This is a genomic window from Rhizobium sp. RSm-3, from assembly GCF_001854685.1.
GTDB classification, from domain to species: Bacteria; Pseudomonadota; Alphaproteobacteria; order Rhizobiales; family Rhizobiaceae; genus Rhizobium; species Rhizobium ecuadorense.
Map to the genome: position 1 here is coordinate 38,661 of NZ_MAWZ01000019.1, position 19,524 is coordinate 58,184.

The following is a 19,524-nucleotide window of genomic DNA, read 5'->3' on the forward strand; positions in this document are numbered from 1 at the left end:
CTCTACAAGCGCTGTAAAGATGGCGTCGTTACGCGTTTTGTCGGCTATCTCTCGCCCAGCCGATATGCCTATTTCCCGTCCGACTGTCCCGATGGTTTCGTGGCTGCGTTCAGCACGCCGTCCTGCAAACCCACCTCGTCCGCAAGAATGGCGGCGGCCTCGTCGAGCAGGGCGTCTTTTGCGTTCTTGCGGGCGTTTTCCAGGGCGATATCGGCGCTCAGGCTGCGCTCGCCCGCCTCCAGGCCATCATCGCCAGCGGGGTTATCGCCATCGCTCGCCTGCGCCCGCTCCTTGAACCGCTTCTCGCGTGCCGCCGCTTCCTTGCGGCGTTCGGCTTCGTTCAAGGAGACGATGCCTTTCTCGCGCTGCGCCTTCAGGTCGGCAATGTCTTTCACCAGGCGCTGGAAATCCGGATCGCCCTTGACCCGCGCATCATGACGGCTTTGCAAGGCCGGCAGCAAGGCCGCGACATTGCCTTCCGGCGCGTATTTCGCCGGCTTGATCTCCGCCCATGGCAGGGCATTGTCATAGCTGGTCTCGCCGAAGCTTGTCGGATCGGACAGTCCCGGCAGGCTGATATCGGGGGTGACGCCGCGCAGCTGCGTCGTGCCTCCATTGACCCGGAAGAACTGGGCGATCGTCACCTTCAGCTCGCCATATTCGGGCTTGCTGTTGTGCACCATCTGGTCGAGATCGACGACCGTCTGAACCGTGCCCTTGCCGAAGCTGCCTTCGCCGACGATCACGCCGCGGCCGTAATCCTGGATCGCCGCGGCAAAAATCTCCGAAGCCGAGGCCGAGCCGCGATTGATCAGCACACCCATCGGGCCTGACCAGACAGGCTCGGCGAGATCCGAGCTTTTGACCTCGATCTTGCCGTCGCTGCGACGCTGCTGCACGACCGGGCCCTTGCCGATGAAGAGGCCGGTCAAATCGATCGCCTCGTCCAGCGAGCCGCCGCCATTGTTGCGCAGGTCCATGAGAACGCTGTCGACCTTTTCATCCTTCAGCTCGCCGAGCAGCTTGGCGACATCGCGGCTGGCGCTCTTGTAATCCTTGTCGCCTTTGCCCTTGGCTTCAAAATCCTCATAGAAGACCGGCAGGGTGATGATGCCGATCTTGCGCTCGGTATCGCCCAGTTTCACGGTCTGCACGGTCTTCCTGGCAGCCTGCTTTTCCAGGCTGATCTTATCGCGCACCAGGCTGACGACGCGATGCGTGGCATCGGCGCCGGCATCGGCCGGCAGGATGTCGAGGCGCACGACGGAGCCTTTTTTCCCGCGGATCATCTGCACGACTTCATCCAGCCGCGTGCCCACCACTTCCTTGATCGGCCCATTCTTGCCCTGGCCGACGCCGGTGATGCGGTCCCCGACCGCCAGCTTGCCGGAAAGCTCAGCCGGCCCGCCGGGCACCAGCTCGCGGATCGTCGTATAGTCGTCGCGCTCCTGCAGCACCGCCCCGATGCCGAACAGCGAAAGCTTCATCGAGACATCGAAATCGGCCGAGGCGGCCGCGCCGAAATAATCCGTGTGCGGGTCGATCGCGTTCGAATAGGCATCCATGAACGACTGGAAAACGTCGTCGCTCTTGAATTTGTAAGCGCGCTCGAGCGTGTTTTCATAACGTTTGTCGAGCGTTTCGCGAATAGCCGCATCGGCCTTGCCGCCGAGCTTCAGCCGCAGCCAGTCGCTCTTGACACGCTTGCGCCACAGCTCATCGCTCTCGGCTTGCGACTGCGGCCAGGGCGCCTTCTCGCGCAGCACCGAATAATTATCCTGCCCGCTGAAATCGAAATCCTGCTTCAGCAGGCTGCGCGCATAGGTCATGCGGTCGACAACGCGCTGTTCATAGGCGTTGAAGATCGCAAACGGGATCTTCAAATCCTTCCGCTCGATCGCATCGTCGATCTCGCTGCGCTCCGCCATGAACTTGTCGATATCGGTCTGCAGGAACAGCATGCGGTCCGGATCGAGCGACTTGATGAACCCATCCATCACCCGCGCCGACAAGGCGTCGTCGAGCGGAACCGGCTTATAGCTATAGCGCGAGAGAAATTGCGCGCTCAACTGAGCGGCTTCCGCCTGTCGCTCCAGCGGCGCCAAAACCGGCGGCGATGCGACTTCAGCGGAGGCGGACTGTACGATTGCAAGAAATGCACCGAGAAAAACGTAAGCTATGCGCATGCAGCGTTGATCCAATTCTTCATGCCGAGGGTGGATGTGTGAACTAAGTGAGGCAATTGTGGTTTTTTGGCAAGCAGGAAGGAACTTCGTCCGGGCAGCCGCAAAACTATCCGCGCGGATCGGCCAGGAGGCAGCAAGCGTCCAGAGCGAAATCGTTCCGCGAGAACGGCTCGTATCGGACGTCCGGCGGCAGACCTGCGCGCGAGCATGAAGCGGCGCGGAGGTTTCAGTGTGCGCTGCCTGATTTCTCCTTTGCCCTCACAATGGCGTCCGCCTCCTTGCCGTATAGTTCCTCGAAGTGATCGAAGGTCTTGGAAAAATAACCAATGCCCTGCGTCGCCGAGCGCAGCGCCCGCGCCAGATCGTCAAGTGCGCCGCCCGGAACGAGCGCCCGGAAGATGTCCCATCCCTTGGCGGTTTCATCCCGGTCGAAGCCGAGAACCTGGCCGTTGAGGGCGGAGACGATCTGGACGAGGCTGCCCGAATAGACCGACGGGATGTGGAACTCGCTGCGGAAGACCGGCTGCATCAAGACGGTCGATCCTTCGGCAAGCGCCTGCCGCACCCCCATTTTCGACGCAGTCCGGAAGGCGTGTTCCGAACTGTCGACGGCATGGTACTGACCATCCAACAGCGTTACGCCGACATCGATGACTTCGAAGCCTAGCGGTCCTTTCTCCATCGCTTCGCGCGCCCCCGCTTCGACGGCGGGGAAGTAATTGCGCGGAACGGCGCCGCCCTTGATGGTTTCGCCAAAGGTGAAGCCCTGGCCGCGCTCGTTGGGGTGAATACTCAACTTCACATCCGCGAATTGCCCGGCACCGCCGGTCTGTTTGCGATGGCGGTAATGAACCTCCGATGGTTTGGCGATCGTCTCGCGGTAGGTTGGGCTGGGCGTTCGGTCGGTCACGGAGATGTGAAAGACTTCCGCCAGCGTTCGGCAAAGTTCACGCAGATGCACCGGCCCTTGGGCGCGGACGAGTTGGGCGCCCGTGCCTTCCTCCTGCAAGACTTTCAGGCCGCGATCCGTCTCGGAAAGTTTCGCCAGCGTTTCGGAAAGTTTGTTTTCATCGCGCTCGCTGCCCGGAACCAGGATCCTTTCAAGCATCGGCGTGGGCGGTTCCGTCCACTCAGGCGGGGCGACCACCGCGCCGGCGGTCAACAGCGAAGGGACGGGCAGGTGGTCGGACTTGACGGTCGCGAAGACATCCCCGGGTGCCGGCAGAACCGCCGAATTGGACCGCCCGTTTGCGAGATTTTGGACGGCGCCGAGGCTGGAGCCGCCCAGCGATGCGCCTTGCCGCAGTCCCTCGCCAAGTGCGCGCACCAGCACCGTCTTGCCGACATTCTGGCGATGATAGGCATGGAAGCTTACGGCCACCAGCTTGCTTTCATCGACGGTTCCCCTCTGCGCGAGACGCTGCCTGAGAATCCCTACCGGCGGCGCCTCGTGGCGCAGCGCCTTCATCAGCCTCATCATGCCGTTGCCGTGACTTGCAGCACCGATCAGGACCGGGATAATTCTGTTTTCCCTGAGAACCCGTGATGAAATGGCATAGAGCGCGTCGCTGGATGGCTCGCGGTCCTCGATCAGTTCCTCGAGAAGCCGGTCATCGAATTCGGACAGCTGTTCCAGGAGCTCGGTGCGCGCTTCGTGCTCGCGCTCGGCAGTGCTTTCGGGGATTGCGATCAGCGCCGAAGGCTGGCCTTCCCGGTAGCGCCACGCCCGTTCCGAAATCAGATCGCAACTGCCAATGATCCGGTCCCCCTCGCGGATCGGGATCTGGCGAAGCAAAAGGGTGTGGCTGGCGTAGTCTTGAAGCGCGGCGATCACGTCCCTCACCCGCCCTCTCGGTTCGTCCATCCGGTTGACGAAGAGGATGCAAGGCGTCCCCGAGGCTTCGATTATCCTCAGATAGGGCGCGGCGAGCACAGCCTCCTCGGGTGCCGATGAAACGCACAATATGCAGGCGTCGCTGGCAAGCAGCGCGTGCTGCGCATGCGCCAAGGCTTCGTTGGGTCCTGGCGCATCCAGCGCACACCACGCCTCGTTTCCGAAGGTGAACTCTGTGAGGTTCAATCCATAAGGGGAACTGGATTTTCTCGGCGTCCCCTCCAGGGAGCCGAGCTTTTCCACGACTGTCGATTTTCCGGTCTGCGAAGGTCCAAGCACGGTAAAGCAGCGCATCGGCATTCCTCCAACTGCCTAAACACAATTTTCAGCCATCATAGGATGCCCTGAACCGCTGCAAGGCGCCAGAGGTGTTCAGTTTCAGAGCGCTTTGACCGAGTCCCTCTTATATAGCACACGCCGTCGGTCTCGACCGATCCGCCATTCTCCACTGCCCGCTAACTATGGGAAAGATAATACGCCCTCGGCGCCAGTTTCCTGAAAGCCCACCACCATCAAACAATGTGTAATGCACGTGACGTTCGACGAGAGAAGCTAAAGAAGCGATGAGTTTGAGAGCCGCCCTGGATGACTGAATTTCTCGAACAGCCAGTCGAGTACGTGCTCATCAAGCAGGCCCGAGATGAACACGGAGTCCCAGTTGTTTTTACTTCCTCTCGAACGATCTATCCGATCGCGTTCATCGTAAAGAATCGCGAAAAGGTCATCTCGAGTGGTTGGGTTGATCTTGAGATCACTCGCTACAGTGTCGGGCATCTGTACCAGCTTACACCACTGGTCAATTAAATAGCTATGAATGTCGGTGCGCATGAGAATGTTGTCATGGTGGAATACAGCCGCGGAATAATTCTCGTTATTAGTTTCTAGTATGATTCTTGTCTCTATGTGGGGTGCAGGCCCGAGATCGCTGAAGCTCGCGGAGACAATCCGCTCGCGAAGGACGTCGTCGAAGTATGGATGGAGAATTCGTTCGCCGGGGTTTTGACCTACCAGGGCCTTGGATCGTTTGCTGTTGCACTTACAAGCAGGCACTAGGTTCGGGAGAAAAATCGAGAAGGCGGGATGGTTGGCTCTATCCATAACGTGATCAAGTGTACCACTGTGCAATGAGCCGCACATCGGGCAGGTCCTTGACCCTGTCTTACGTCGGATATCCCCTATTTCTCTTACTGCCTGAGGCGGCGAGTTGAAATGACCGCTCAGGAATTTCGCGGTAACCTTTGGGAGTTTGACGGGCGCAATTTCCCGGGCGTTCCCATCTACATGCAAATATTGAGCGTAAGCGGTTTTGAGTGCCCGAACATGCCGTTTCAATCGTGGATAGCTAGCCAACGCGCGGTTGTCGGCAATCGCATCTAACGCAGCGTCGTCGTCGAACGGTTGTAAGTCAAGCCTGTTCACTGGTCGCGTGCTGCCTTAGGAGGCTCGATTCGGGACCGAATCTCACCTAGAAGTTTCAACGAGAGCTCGTCTTTGTAGTCCTCGAAGGTCTCAGTCCACGTCTTCGACGACGTGGTGATACGGGTCTCTACTTTGCTGGCAAGCCGGGATGGCTGATCTTCACCGAAGACGAAATATGAAATGGAGCCGACATCGGCACCGAATGTCTTGAGCGTCGGCTTCTCTGGTAGAATAGCGCGATCCTCGCCTGACCTTAGCACGATCACTTGGTCTTCGAACGCTTCACGCACGAAATAGACGGAGTGAGTTGCGATGATCGCTGCCGACCCCGTCTGCTCCAATATGTTGTCCAGCACCGCAACAAACTGGCTAATAAAATTCGGATGTAGATGAGTTTCAGGCTCGTCCAGGAGAACGAGGGTGCTGTTTTCGATATAGAGGCTGGCAATTGCAGCAAATCGTAGAAATGCCTCTTCGCCACTACTTAGAGAAAACGCTCGGCCGTTTATCAAGCGCAATGGGCTGCGCGCAAGATCGATCGTGCTCAGGCGATCAAGCCTTTCCATCTCTCCCCCTTGGCTGAGGCTTTCGATCGGCACAATGTTTCCATATTCTGGGAAGGTTTGAAGTCCCAGCTCGCGCCAATCGTCGATGGCGGAGATCGCCTGCAGGAAAATTCCCAGCCGATCAATCGTTTGGATTTGTTCATTCGAACGAGCCAAACTGACAATCATGTTTGCCGTGGTGGAGGCCCACCGTGAGCCTGTGGATGCGTTAAGAGTGAAGCGGCGATACCAGACTTTTGGATTTTGACGGCGGTCCGGCGGGAAAGCGGATGAGCTCGTCGATGTCGACGCGAAAGCTAAAAGGCGATTGAGCGATGGACGTCCGCCATCTCCGTCCGTGAGCGATCCATCTCCGTCGAGTGCAGCTCTTGCGATCCGCCCCAACGTCTGGCTCTTACCCACCCCATTTTTTCCTATGACCACGGCAAAACGCTTTGGCAACACTTTATCGTTCACATCAAAGTCGAAACTGAGCTTGTGTTCGTTAGGGCGACCTTCAAGTTGGAACCCGATATTGAACGTCTTTGAGATACGCCCGACTTCTTCGAATTCCAGCCCCTGTAGCAGGACGCCAGCGTTCGTCCACGCAAAAAAAGCTTCAGAAGTACGTAGAAACGCCTTCCGGAACAGACTGCTTTCTTGAGCCTCTCGAAACCAACTGCCGTTGCCCGCCTTTTGCGTTGCGGCCACCATGTCATGCGCGCGGTTCAGCAACGATGTTGCATCCTTAGGGCCGAATCTTGAAACCAATTCTCGGTAGAGGCCGATCTCCGGAAGCATCGTGAAGAACGATGGAAATTCGCTTGAATCGAGCCATTGTTGGGGCGACGTGTTAAGCCGCTCCACCAGCATACGGACGTCAGGCTGAGTTCTTTTGTTCTCAGAAAAACCCAGAAACCCCTGCAACCTTAACGGAGATCTTGGCGAGTAGATGTCGGGAACAAATATGTCGACGCGAATGCGAAAGCCGAAGTCATTCCATCGATCCCCAGACGGGCATATTATGATCAGCTGATCATCTCTTTGCGGAGCAACGTCTGCACTAAGTGCGAATATTACAGAATCCATTTTGACATAGAGCTAGGAGAAATCGAGCAATAGGGACCGAAATACGTTGTCTACTTGTCGTTTTCAACGACAAGTAGTCTCCGCGTAGTGTGACGAGCAGATAGTGGAAAATATCTCATTCTGCAATCTATGGATTTAGGTAAATTTCGCAAGTCGGCACCATCGATTTTTTGCAGGACGTGTTCCATCCTGCTGCGAAGACGGACAACGGGTGCTGTCACAGCGTCGAGCGAACGTATGAATAGTTCTCGACGACCTCTCTTCTCGGGAGGATGGATTCAGATTCACATCGTTTGGCGTACAGTTGAAGTTGGCGTTAAGAATTACTGGGAATTCGGCCAATTTCCTAACTGCTTTGGGGCGCGTTCGACCTAGAAAAAGACGGGGTAAATCCAAGATTTGCCTATGCCCTGGCTGTGTTGTCGAGAATACTTCTGCACAAAGGGATATATGATGCTAGCAGGTCGACCCTCGAGTGCAGAAAGATAGTAAAGCCCAAAACCTAGAGCCTGCGGCTTGGTAGATAGCGGACACAGATAAAGATTGGTAACTCTCTTGCGTAAAAACAAGGAGTTGACTGCCTCGCCAACAACGGCGGCAGTGACGAAGGGGTCATTGGCCGTCGTAAAGAAGTTGAGGTCTTCGGTACTCCTAGCTGAAGCAGACGCCAATCGGTCAAGCCGCAATATGCTTTCTTGGTACATATCCGGACTTAGCGGCGGAAAACAGTGGACCTGGACCAGCCGTGCCGATTCCTTTTTGGTAATGACCTGCCCCATCAGATTATGTTCGTAGCCGACACCCATCATAAGGACATCGTGCTCCATCTCAGGGACATGAGCACCTTCGTACCCCGCAACCTGTCTGACGTCCGATTTGTCGTCGAGCGAGAACTGGGTGTCTACCTTCTGAGAGTAATGCTCGGGCTCCGTATAGACGAATTCTACATCCTTCACGCCGTACATCTTGAAATACCTCAGGAAGAGCAAGATGTGGGGATGAAGGAAGCCCGTAATGTCCACGCAGATTGGCTGTGGATCTGCTGGATCGAACCCGCTTTTCTCTAATCCGACCCGAACGAGATCAGCCTCGTAAGACGGCAAGCCGTCGATTATCTCTCCGGCAGGATACTCGTGCGCCAGATATGAATATTCAGGCAGAATCCACCAGACTTTGCGGTTGGCCAAGACCTTCGTAAAAAGTTGTGAAACCCGTTCGTTCTCGTTATACGCGGAAATGAATATGCCGCGCTGCCGCCCCTGCTCCGCGGCATCGAACCCGCGCTTGGCGTCTATGAGATGACCAATGTCCAGCATCACAGCAGACTCTTTTGCTTTTCGTCAGAGGTGCTGCTTATGAACATTCCGCTTACTCGTTTTAGGAAGAAGGCGCGCAAGTCATCCTTCTTTTCATGATCGAGTATGGCGTTCGCCAAATCCATCTGTAGCTGCAACGTGCCACGCCTGTGAACCGACACGCCCCAACGTGGAGCAAGCATCGGACCCAACTGATATTTTCCGGCAAGATCGCGATGGGTCTTACCCTTGTGGCCCAATGGCACTTTGATCAGGTAAGACCAATTTTCCGAAGCCTGCAGAACTTCCTTCGCGTTCCTGGTCAACTTCTCTTCATCGACAGCGAATGTGCACAGATCACATTCGGACGGCTTGTCGCTGTACCTGATCGTGCGGAACAGGACCGCGAGCGCCTCGACGCTCTCTCTCGCCTCGACCCCGAAAGCATCTGGCTGAGCGTCTTCCCAGAACCAAGCAGCACTATCCAGCACGCCAAGAGACTGAGATTCCACACTTATGACGTGGCCCCCGACAAACGGCCGCTCCCCGCTGAACAGCGAACGACGGTATATCTGTTTCAGTATCCCGATCAAGTTTCTCGGAATTCCCTGTGAAAGATGGATCAGTGTGTCCAGACCGCAGTAAGGTACGTTTTGCCCGCAATCCCTATACAACTGCGCAAGCAAGTCCGAGTCGAAATGGGCTAGGACGTCTCCGTATTTTGGAGATTTACGGTCGCCGCCAGCTAGATATGCTTCCGTCAGTTCCTTGATGCCCTCTGCTGTCAGCATCAATTTTGACGCGCTTTCCGACCAATCGCGATAGAGCAGGAAGATGTTAAGTTTTTCAAGCAGCGGATTGTCACGCACGGTGAGGCTGTCGATCAACCGCTTATGCCATTCGGCGGGCTGATCGAAATGCTCAGAGAGCTGCTTCTTCAGTTTGCGAAAGTACGGTCTTTCCTTTCCATCTTTGTCCCGATTTTCCAGCAGCTTCAAAAGGGGCTTCTGATAATGGTTCTCTCTATCGAGCTCTTCAAAAAAACCGCTCAGATTTGCTTGACCGGTCGCGACAGTCGAGCCTGATTGCTGGAGACGTCTTATAACGAGCTTGGAGGCGAAGATTTTATATTCCTGCTCGTGGTCGCGCAGAAAGGCATCCAGCTCCAGCTGCAGAAATTCGGACCCACGCTTAATTGGCTCTCCCGAGCCTAGAGTCTGATAAGTGCGTATGCCGTAAAGTCGCGCGCCGATGCGGAAGGTAGTGTTTCCGGATCGATACCTAATCAAGGTATTGAGGAACCGCTGCTGCTCGGGCGTGAAGTTCTCCGCTTCGTCGATGAGATAGGTGAAAATCGTCTCGGAGAAAGCTACGCTTACGTTCGCCAGAGCCGCGGGTATGCCAAACACCAGTCTTCCGGGCGAGAATGGAATCTCAATAGGGTCCATATGCCCGGTGACGGCAACATTATTAGCCGCGTAGTCGATCTTTTTCCGTAACCGAGTCAGAAAAGCGATCAACCCGTCGATAGTATCGAATTCCAGATTAACCTCTATGTCGAAAAGCTCCATTATGCCTTTCACGAAGGCCTTCTCGTCGAATTTCCCAACGGTGGTGCTGCGTACGCATTCGCCGATCGATGCCAACAGGGTCGTCGCCAGCCACAGCTCGAAGTACATATTGAAGATCGCCAGCCAAAGGTCGGGGTGCTGGCCCTTCCCCTCGAATTTGTGGGAGTTCAGCCCTTCGGCAGGAATGTAGATACCAAGGTAACCGTCGTTGGCTACGGCCACGCCCAAATCGCCACCACACAAGGCAGCGCGCACAGGTGCCGAACAATATCGCATCAGATGGGTCTTGCCGCTTCCCTTTCCTCCAAGGATGAGCGTCGGCGTCCGCAATTTGGGTTGAAGCAATTGCACTAGTCCGCCGTCGTTGTTGGAAATGTCCACCCAGTAATCGACAATCTCCGTTGCGGAAAAGTCCGAGGCCTTGACCAGATCAAAGGGATTTTCCTCAAGGCGGGTGATCATGTAAGTGCTCCGATCTTCGGGTAACGCCGGAAAGCGGGAACCCATTCCACCTGCGCGCCGTTGCCCCGCTCACCCCAAATTATAGGGAGCGTGTTGTCGGGCGTATTGTGGTGGAAGCCGAAGAGCATCTGGCTGTCCTCGAACCCACCGGCGTGCCCTGGACATATGAGCTGTCCGTAGTGGAGCGCAAGTGTTTTAAGAATTCCGGCATCTATCCCGGACGGCACTACTTTCAGGTAGCGCGATTGGTCGGACAGGCACCTGTATGAGTCGTCAAGCTCGATGACGGCAGAGCAGTTGTCACCGAAAAGACTGTCTTTCCTCGCCTTGTCGATACCGGCCTTTGTACCAAATAGAGAATAATAGCAGAACTTGGCGTTCGACTTCAGGTCCCGCAAATCAGCGAGCAGATTTCGGGAATACTCGATAGCCGTCTGCCCCGATCCGCAGACATCGTCCACGAATACGTACTGCTCGACCTTCTCGTCGGCGATCTTTCGCGTGAATTTTCCATCGTGCAGTGCAACCCTCTCGATAATCTGCCCTGAGTCCAGGAAATTTCCCTTGGAAAGCGAATTCTCCTGCCGGAAATAGTAAAGCAGATGGACCCCGCTTTCCGACGGGTTTCCTATACCGAGAAATCTGGTTGACCTGATTTTCTCAGTGAGCAGTGGGCCCAAGACCCCAAGGTCACGGCTCCCTCCATTCGATGTCCTGATCTCCTGGATGAGTGGAACTAGAAATAGGTCGCGGAAGAGGGTCTTGAGCAGCACCCTGATTTCCACGCTGCCATAATAGAGGAATTGGGAAAGCCAGTAGAGAGCATGCAGACGTTCTGTGGCTACGTCATTTCCCGTCTTCCCATCGAAATTCTTCAGCCATTCTTCGACAAGTGGTCGGTTAATCCTACCTTCCCAAAGCCTGTCGTTCAGCACAGTTATTCTATCGAGCAGCCCGTTCTTCGTCGAAACAGGTTCGTCGTCCTCGGGCTCGGGAAGGATGGAACTGATATCACTGATCAGACTCATCCGGCTGCCTCTCGAATACAAGGACCCATTCGCGCGTTATCACTGCTGACGTCTTGTTTCGCGCCGTCATTAATCCTCTTCCCTTAATGGTATCGACCAACTCCAGCTGGACCTCGAAGCCGGATTGGAGCGCCAGCAGCTTCATGTATTCCGATGTTTCGAAGTTCTCTCCACAGATCGTGTTGTTGCCCACGATCATCACCAATCGTCCGCCGGGGCGTAGAACCCGCCTCGACTCGGCGAAGACTTCGCTCATTTCCGCGAGATAGTTGAAGACGACGGCACCTCGCATGGGGTTCTTCTCAGCGATCCTGCGGATGAAGACGTCGGCTTTCGGCATTCCTGTCTCGGCGAAGTTGCCAAGCGAGTCTTTTGAAAAACGCTCGCGCCCTATGCTTTTCGAGTCCAGAGCCTTCATTTGTCGGACCGACGCCATTCCCAGCCATCCGATGCTAAGGCTGGAGGACCTTATATATTTCTGGGCTCCCGCGTATGGCGGAGACGTTATGATGACGTCAACGCTGGCAGCCGGCAGATTACCCCCCTGAACCAACGGATCGCGGAGGCATCGAGCGTCGTCGCCGACGCAGGCGTTTGCTCCCAGACCATCTTCAAGTGCAAGGGTGGAGATCCTGCCTGAGTTTATCTTGAATGTTTGTTCGAACAATTCCCAGACGTCGGGATCGTCTTCAACAGTCCGTCCACGGGCAACGATCCCGGCTTTGCGGCGAACCGGAACTGAGAAGCGAGGGTCGGCGCGGCTACAGGTTCTGGCGACACCAGAGAAGATCACCCACAGTAAGTCGGTTACATCGCCTTCGAGTTCTCCTCCGATCGCGCATCGCAGTCGAGCCAAGCGACGCGTAGTCCCTTCGCTATACCACAGACCGATGTTTATCACTTCAGGCGGGGCGACGTCCTTCGCTTCGATATACCTAGCCCGAACTCTGGCAAATGCGCTATCGAGGGCGGTAAGATCGACACGCGTAATCTTCACTTTGGTGATGGCTCTCGCCAGAGGATTTACGTCAGACCAATACGCGACATTGCCCGCGAGGACTGTTTCGAGGGCAACCGTGCCCGACCCGCTAAACGGGTCCAATACAACAGCGCCACGGGGAACGTGCCTCCGCGCGGCCAAGAAGAAGTGCGCGATATGCGCTAGCAGTTTCGCCGGATACGGGTGGATATAATGACTGGCGCGTTCCCCTTTAATCCAATGCACCAGGTTTCGAAATGAAACTTGGATCGGCACTTGGTTAACGGCATAGTCGCCGACAAAACGGTCGAATTCCAGACTGGTGTCGACTGGATAGGAAACCCAGGGATTTCCCCCATCACCCGCACGCACTCCGGAAATCCGACCAGCTCGCGGATTCTCGGTTGCCGCATTCGACGTTTGCAGCGTAGTGCCTGCCAGAACCCCGTTTGCACTCATGGGTTTGACAGATTGTTCAGCGCTGGGAAACGGGAGACCAACTCTTCCCATTCACGGGCGGAAAGTCCGCTTTCTTCCCGCGACACATGGTTGCCGCTCATGAACGCTTGCAACACATTAACCGCCTGCCCTGAAACCGTAACCGAATTGAGCCTGAAGTCGAGGAAAGCCTCGTGGGTTAGCGGCACCCAGGAAGCGACGATCTTGAGTATCTCGTCGGCGTAGACGCGTATCTCGTGCTGGGCATGAGGGTCGGCCCGCAGGCGCAGAAAATGAAGGAGGTTGTGGAGATTCACCTTCCAGTACCACTGAGTATAGGTGTTCAAGGTAAGGTTTATGCGGGCGAGTTCTCGAGAGAGGCTTGACCTGTTCTGTTCGATCATTTCGCCGCGCTCGTCTTCATTGATCATCCAAGCGTAGCTGTTGTAATTTCTCTCCGCATCTTCCTTCAAAAGAGCTATGATCTGAGCGGCCTGCTCTTCGTTGAGCGCGTTACCTCGTCCCTGGCGATTGATTTTGGACTGCTCCGCAATCTGCGCTGTTTCTGGAATATAGAATTCGCGATCAAGGATCGAATATCTAGCCGAATATTCGTTCAAGCTCGCAGTACGATGTCTTACCCATTGCCGGGCAACGAAAATCGGCAGCTTCACGTGCAACTTGATTTCGGCCATCTCAAACGGGGTACTATGAGAGTGCCTCATGAGATACCGAATAAGACCACGATCTTCGGAAACCTTCTTCGTTCCCCGACCATAGGATACCCGCGCAGCCTGTATAACAGCAGCATCGTCGCCCATGTAGTCTATTACGCGAACGAAGCCGTGGTCCAACACCGGACGAATATGGAAGAGGATATCTTCGACTGCTTGCACCGTAGGGCGTAGTGTTCTTGAGACGCCCGAGCGCGCCGCTTTTATCTCTTCTTGCTGTCCCGGTGTGATAGTCAATTTCTACCCTTGTAGCACTAGAAGGTTGATAGACGACCGGCGTGGACCTGCTTTCACGTACACTTCATCGCCATTGCTGTGGGGCAACCTACAATGGTCCGCGCCCAATGCGCAATGTAAGAGTCACACCTTGTCCAGCGGACATCGAGCCGAAGTTTGTTGTTGGATGCTGATGCCCTCTCCAATCGCGCCTCGATGCCTTGGCTCTGGGAAGACGACGACCCCCAGCAACTCGATGGCTCCGGAATTTGTAGTTTCCGATCCAATGTCGCCTATCCCCCATACAAAAGCCCCGCGGTCGTTGCCACACCGCGGGGCTCTTTAACGCCTAACCCGGGAGAAAAAGGTCAGGCGGCTTGAACTTTACGACTGGTGCGGGCCCATTCGGGCAGCCAGTCGCCGTGGGTGGCGAGCAGGTCGTCGACCAGCGACCAGATCTGGTCGAGGTCGAGTTCGGCGGCGGTGTGCGGGTCCATCATCGCGGCGTGGTAGATGTGCTCGCGATTTTCCGTCATCAGCGCCTGCACCGTCAGCTCCTGCACGTTGATATTGGTGCGGATCAGCGCGGTCAGCTGTGGCGGCAGGTCGCCGATGAAGGTCGGCTGGATGCCGGAGGCGTCGACCAGGCAGGGCACTTCGGCGGCGCAATTCTCCGGCAGCGAGGTGATGCAGCCATTGTTGCGGACATTGCCGTAGATGACCGAGGGTTCGCCGGTCCAGACCGAGTTGATGATCGAGGAGGCATATTCCTTCGACGGTGTCACCTCGATCTTGTCGGCGCTGCGATAGGCCTCGGCCTGGCCCTTCCAGCGCTCGATCTGCTCGATGCAGCGTTTGGGATATTCGTCGAGCGGAATACCGAATTTCTCGATCAAATCGTCGCGGCCCTCCTTGATGAAATAGGGCGTGTATTCGGCGAAATGCTCCGAGCTTTCGGTGACGAAATAGCCGAGCCGCGTCAGCATCTCGTAGCGCACCTTGTTCGGGCAGCGCGGGTTCCAGCCGGGCTTCGGCGCCCTGCCCTCGCGATAGGCGCGCAGCAGATCGGGATAGAGATTGCGGTAGGAGCCATCGGCCTGGCGATGCTCGAATTTGAGATAGAAGGCCATGTGGTTGATGCCGGCCGCGCGGTAGCGGATTTCCTCGTAGGGAATGTCGAGGTCGTGGGCCAGTTCCATTGCCGTGCCCTGCACCGAATGGCAGAGGCCGACCTGGCGAATGGTCGGGTATTTCTCCGCGATTGCCCAGGTGTTGATCGCCATCGGGTTGACATATTGCAGCATGATCGCCTCGGGGCAGACTGCGAGCATGTCCTCGCAGATCTTCCAGAGATGCGGCACGGTGCGCAATCCGCGCATGATGCCGCCGACGCCGAGCGTATCGGCGATCGTCTGGCGCAGCCCGTATTTCTTCGGCACTTCGAAATCGGTGACCGTGCAGGGCTCATAGCCGCCGATCTGGAAGGCGACGACGACGAAATCGGCGCCGGCAAGCGCCTTGCGCTGGTCGGAATAGGTCTCGGCCTTGGCCTTGACGCCGAGTGTCGAGATCAGCTTGTTGACGACGACGGCGCTTTCCTCCAACCGCTGCGGATTGAGATCCATCAAGGCGATCGTCGCACCCGAAAGGGCCGGACGCTGCAGAACGTCGCCGACGATGTTCTTCATGAAAACGGTGGAGCCTGCTCCGATGAATGTGATCTTGGGATTTGCTGCCATTATAACCTCCGGCATTCGATAGTCATGCTACCTCGAAAGCGGCTTTGACGAGCCGTTCGGTGTAAGCGGTCTTGGGATGGGTGAGAACCTCGTTGACAGGCCCCTCTTCGACGATCTTGCCATGCTGCATGACGATGACGCGATGGCAGAGCGCCCGGACGACCTTCAGATCGTGGGAGATGAAGAGGTAGCTTAAGCCCCGCTCGTCCTGCAGCTTGCGCAGCAGTTCGATGATCTGGGCCTGGACGGAAAGGTCGAGGGCGGATGTCGGCTCGTCGAGCAGGATGAATTCCGGCTCGAGCGCGATGGCGCGGGCAATGGCGATGCGCTGGCGCTGGCCGCCGGAAAATTCATGCGGGAAACGCGACAGGATATTGCCGGGCATGCCGGCTGCAACAAGCGCCTCGCGCACTCGGTCCTGCCGTTCGCCCCTGGTGGCGCCCAGCCGGTTGACGACGAGGCCCTCCTCGATGATCTGGCCGATCGTCATGCGCGGGTTGAGCGAGGAGAACGGGTCCTGGAACACCACCTGCATGCGGGCGCGCAGAGGCCGCATCTCGGCCCTGGAAAGCCCGTGGATCGGCTGATGGTCGAAATGGATCTCGCCACTCTCAGGCGTATTCAGCCGCAGGATCGCCTGGCCGAAGGTCGTCTTGCCGGAGCCGGATTCGCCGACGAGACCGAGCGTCTCGTGGCGGCGCAGCGTCAGATCAAGGCTGTCGACGGCGACAAGCTCGCGCATCGCCGGCTTCAGGAAGGTGCCGTGGCGCATCATGAAGGCGACGCGCACGCCCTTGGCATCGAGAATGACATCCGATCCCTCCGGCAGCGGATTGGCCTCGCCGCGCGGCTCGGAGGCAAGCAGATGCCTGGTATAGGCGTGCTGCGGATTGGCAAACAAAGCTTCGGTGGTGTTGTGCTCGCGCACTTCGCCATGCTGCATCACATAGACGTAATCGGAAAACTGCCGCACCACCGTCAGGTCGTGGGTGATGAGGATGACGGCCATCCCCATTTCCTTCTGCAGGTTGCGGATCAGGTTGAGGATCTGCGCCTGCACCGTGACGTCGAGCGCCGTCGTCGGCTCGTCGGCGATCAGCACGTCGGGATCGTTGGCAAGCGCCATGGCGATCATCACCCGCTGGCGCTGGCCGCCGGAAAGCTGATGCGGATATTGCATCAGCCGCGCGGCAGGATCGGGGATCTGCACATGTTCGAGCAATTCGAGAGCGCGCTTCTGCGCATCGCGCTTGCTGATCCGGCGGTGAACGCGGATCGCCTCGACGATCTGGCTGCCGATCGTATAGATCGGGTTCAGCGAGCTCATCGGCTCCTGGAAGATCATCGAGATGCGGTCGCCGCGCAGCTTGCGGCGCTCCCGCTCGGAAAATTTCAGGATATTGCTGCCGTCATAGGCAACCGTCGATTTGTCGGAGACGACGGCGCGCTTCGACAGCAGCCCCATCACCGTTCTTGCGGTCACCGATTTGCCGGAGCCGGATTCGCCGACGATGGCGATGGTTTCGCCGCGATAGAGCTGGAAGGAGACGTCCTTGACGGCTTCGACCATGCCGTCCTCGACCTTGAAATTCACCGCGACGTTACGGGCGTCGATAACAGGCGTGTCCGAGCGGCCGTCATGATCGTGGCGGTGGGACGGGGCGAAGGAATTGACCAGGGAAAGAGCCATATCAATCACCTCAATAAGGATCGACCGCGTCGCGCAGTCCATCGCCCAGCGCATTGAAGGCGAAGACGGTGACGAGCACGAAGCCGACGGGGGAGAGAATCCAGGGATAGGAGCCGATCACCGAATAGGTCGCGGTATCCTGCAGCATCAACCCCCAGGAAATCAGCGGCGGCTTGACGGCGAAGCCGAGGAAACCGAGGAAGGATTCCAGCAGCACGACACTTGGTATGGCGAGCGTCACCGCGACGATGACGTGGCTCATCACATTCGGAAAGATATGCTGCAGGATGATGCGCCGGTCGGTGGCGCCGACCGCCATTGCCGCCCGGACATAATCGATGCGGGCGAGCGCCAGGGTCTTGCCGCGCACCTCGCGCGACATCTGCGCCCAGCCGAGCGCCGACATGACGACGATGACGAAGCCAAGGAAGACATTGGTCGGCGCCGTCACCGGGATCAGCGAGGTCAGCGCCAGATAGAGCGGCAGCTGCGGAAAGGCGAGCACCAGCTCGACGAAACGCTGCAGCCAGACATCGAAAGTGCCGCCGAAATAGCCGGAGACCATACCAACCGTGGTGCCGATGACGGTGACGATGAAGACGACGGTCAGCGCGATCATCAATGAGATGCGCGAGCCGATGATGGCGCGCGACAGCACGTCGCGGCCGAATTTGTCGGTGCCGAGAAAATGCACCGGCTGGCCGTCGGTGGTGCCGAAGAAGTGGCGCTCAGCCGGGATCAGGCCGAACAGCTGATATTCGGCACCCTTGACGAAGAAGCCGAGCAGCCGCGGATTGTCGTAATCGACACCGACGATCGGCTGGAAGGTCACCGGGTCGAGCGCCTCGGAATCGGCAAGGCCATAGACACGCGGCTGGAAGACGAAATTGCCGTCCTTGTCGTGGAAGCTCATCATCTGCGGCGGCGCGAAACCGACATCGGTCGCCTTCGGGTCCATCGGCGCGACGAAATCGGCAAAGATCGCCATGAGCAGCAGCAGCCCGACGAGGATGAGCCCAGCCATGCCGGTCCAGGAGCGCCGCAGCCGGCGCCAGACCAGGGCGATATAGCTCTCATGCCCGCGCGATGGCTTGCTGACCGAGGGTTCGGTCGTCGTCGGCGGTGGCGGCGAGGAGTCGAAAGCCAGCATCTCAGGCTCCTTCAAATTGGCGGACACGCGGGTCGAGCAGCGCCAGCAGCATATCGGCGATGATGTTGCCGACGATCAGCGTCGCCGACAGCACCATCATGAAGGTGGCGGTGACATAGACGTCGCCGATCGCCATCGAGCCGACGATCGCCGGGCCGACGGTCGGCAGCGCGAAGATGATCGCGGTTTCGATCTCGCCGGTCAGCATGTAGGGCAGCACCACGCCCTGGTACATCACCAATGGATGAAGCGCGTTCGGCACCGCATGGCGCATCACCACCGCGCCGCCGGAAAGCCCCTTGGCCTTGGCCGTCTCGACATATTGGGCGTTCAGCGTATCGAGCAGATTGCCGCGCATCACCCGCATATTATAGGCGAGCCCGCCGAAGGTGGCGATCGCCACGACCGGCCAGACATGGTGGACCAGATCGACGAATTTCGCCCAGGACCAGGGCGCCCCGCCATATTGCGGCGAGAAGAAGCTGCCGATTTCGGACACGTTGAACTGGAAGACCAGCAGATAGACGATGATCAGCGCCATCAGGAAGCGCGGCACCGTCATGCCGAGGAAGGAAACCGCCGACAGCGTGCTGTCGATCCAGCTATATTGCCGGGTCGCTGCCCAGATGCCGAAGCCGATGCCGAGCACCGAAGCGAAGATATGGCAGACGAGCGCCAGAAGCAGCGTCCGCGGCAGCCGCTCGGCCACGACGTCGGCGACCGGCTTGTTGTAGAACATGCTGTAGCCGAAATCGCCGCGGGTGACGATGCCGCCGATCCAATTGACGTATTGCACGACCATCGGCTTGTCCAGACCGTGCTCGACCCGGTAGGCCTGCGCCTGCGCATCGGCCTGGGCGTAGGAAGCGCCGCCCTGATTGATCAGCTGGGATCTTATATAATCGGCATAGTCACCGGGCGGGGCCTGGATAATCGCGAAAGTCACCACGCTCAGGATGAAGAGGACGGGGATCGCGGAGGCTATGCGCACGAGCAGGAATCGTAACATCGGACGGTCCGCTTTTCCTTGCCGCCAGTCGCTCCTTGTCAGCGCGGCCGGCTTGTTGGTCATATCAGGCCGCGCGCCAC

General features: G+C 57.6%; 13 protein-coding genes. All 13 read right to left on the bottom strand.

Features of this window, described 5'->3' with window-relative positions:
* Nucleotides 1–68 precede the first annotated feature (68 nt).
* The gene (locus BBJ66_RS17855; RefSeq protein WP_071088655.1) at nt 69–2,186 is read right to left on the bottom strand and encodes a carboxy terminal-processing peptidase; all 2,118 of its coding nucleotides are present in this window, start codon (nt 2,184–2,186) and stop codon (nt 69–71) included.
* Between the two features lie 226 nt (nt 2,187–2,412).
* Nucleotides 2,413–4,374, bottom strand: a complete 1,962-nt coding sequence (locus BBJ66_RS17860) for an elongation factor G (protein ID WP_071088657.1) — start codon at nt 4,372–4,374, stop codon at nt 2,413–2,415.
* 258 nt (nt 4,375–4,632) lie between these two features.
* On the bottom strand, nt 4,633–5,499 hold the full coding sequence (locus BBJ66_RS34600; RefSeq protein WP_128146180.1) for a hypothetical protein: 867 nt from the start codon (nt 5,497–5,499) through the stop codon (nt 4,633–4,635).
* Entirely contained in the window at nt 5,496–6,917 is a 1,422-nt protein-coding gene (locus BBJ66_RS17870; protein ID WP_071088661.1) for an AAA family ATPase, read from the bottom strand. Before BBJ66_RS17870 ends, BBJ66_RS34600 begins: the two co-directional genes overlap by 4 nt.
* A gap of 587 nt (nt 6,918–7,504) precedes the next feature.
* The gene (locus BBJ66_RS17875) at nt 7,505–8,449 is read right to left on the bottom strand and encodes a hypothetical protein (RefSeq protein ID WP_071088663.1); all 945 of its coding nucleotides are present in this window, start codon (nt 8,447–8,449) and stop codon (nt 7,505–7,507) included.
* Nucleotides 8,449–10,461 carry an ORC-CDC6 family AAA ATPase gene (locus BBJ66_RS17880; RefSeq protein ID WP_071088665.1) on the bottom strand — a complete coding sequence of 671 codons (2,013 nt, stop codon included), beginning with the start codon at nt 10,459–10,461 and terminating at the stop codon, nt 8,449–8,451. Before BBJ66_RS17880 ends, BBJ66_RS17875 begins: the two co-directional genes overlap by 1 nt.
* Nucleotides 10,458–11,489, bottom strand: a complete 1,032-nt coding sequence (locus BBJ66_RS17885) for a phosphoribosyltransferase-like protein (protein ID WP_071088667.1) — start codon at nt 11,487–11,489, stop codon at nt 10,458–10,460. Before BBJ66_RS17885 ends, BBJ66_RS17880 begins: the two co-directional genes overlap by 4 nt.
* Entirely contained in the window at nt 11,473–12,840 is a 1,368-nt protein-coding gene (locus BBJ66_RS17890) for a hypothetical protein (RefSeq protein WP_071088669.1), read from the bottom strand. Before BBJ66_RS17890 ends, BBJ66_RS17885 begins: the two co-directional genes overlap by 17 nt.
* 83 nt (nt 12,841–12,923) lie before the next feature.
* The gene (thyX, locus tag BBJ66_RS17895) at nt 12,924–13,877 is read right to left on the bottom strand and encodes an FAD-dependent thymidylate synthase (protein WP_071088671.1); all 954 of its coding nucleotides are present in this window, start codon (nt 13,875–13,877) and stop codon (nt 12,924–12,926) included.
* A gap of 347 nt (nt 13,878–14,224) precedes the next feature.
* Nucleotides 14,225–15,595 carry an alpha-glucosidase/alpha-galactosidase gene (locus tag BBJ66_RS17900; protein ID WP_071088673.1) on the bottom strand — a complete coding sequence of 457 codons (1,371 nt, stop codon included), beginning with the start codon at nt 15,593–15,595 and terminating at the stop codon, nt 14,225–14,227.
* 22 nt (nt 15,596–15,617) lie between these two features.
* Complete coding sequence (locus tag BBJ66_RS17905) at nt 15,618–17,285, bottom strand: ABC transporter ATP-binding protein (protein WP_071088674.1); 1,668 nt, start codon at nt 17,283–17,285, stop codon at nt 15,618–15,620.
* Nucleotides 17,286–17,295: 10 nt separating this feature from the next.
* Nucleotides 17,296–18,435 (bottom strand): ABC transporter permease, encoded by a 1,140-nt coding sequence (locus BBJ66_RS17910; protein WP_071088675.1) that lies wholly within the window; start codon nt 18,433–18,435, stop codon nt 17,296–17,298.
* Between the two features lies 1 nt (nt 18,436).
* Nucleotides 18,437–19,444 carry an ABC transporter permease gene (locus BBJ66_RS17915; protein WP_049733028.1) on the bottom strand — a complete coding sequence of 336 codons (1,008 nt, stop codon included), beginning with the start codon at nt 19,442–19,444 and terminating at the stop codon, nt 18,437–18,439.
* Nucleotides 19,445–19,524 lie beyond the last annotated feature (80 nt).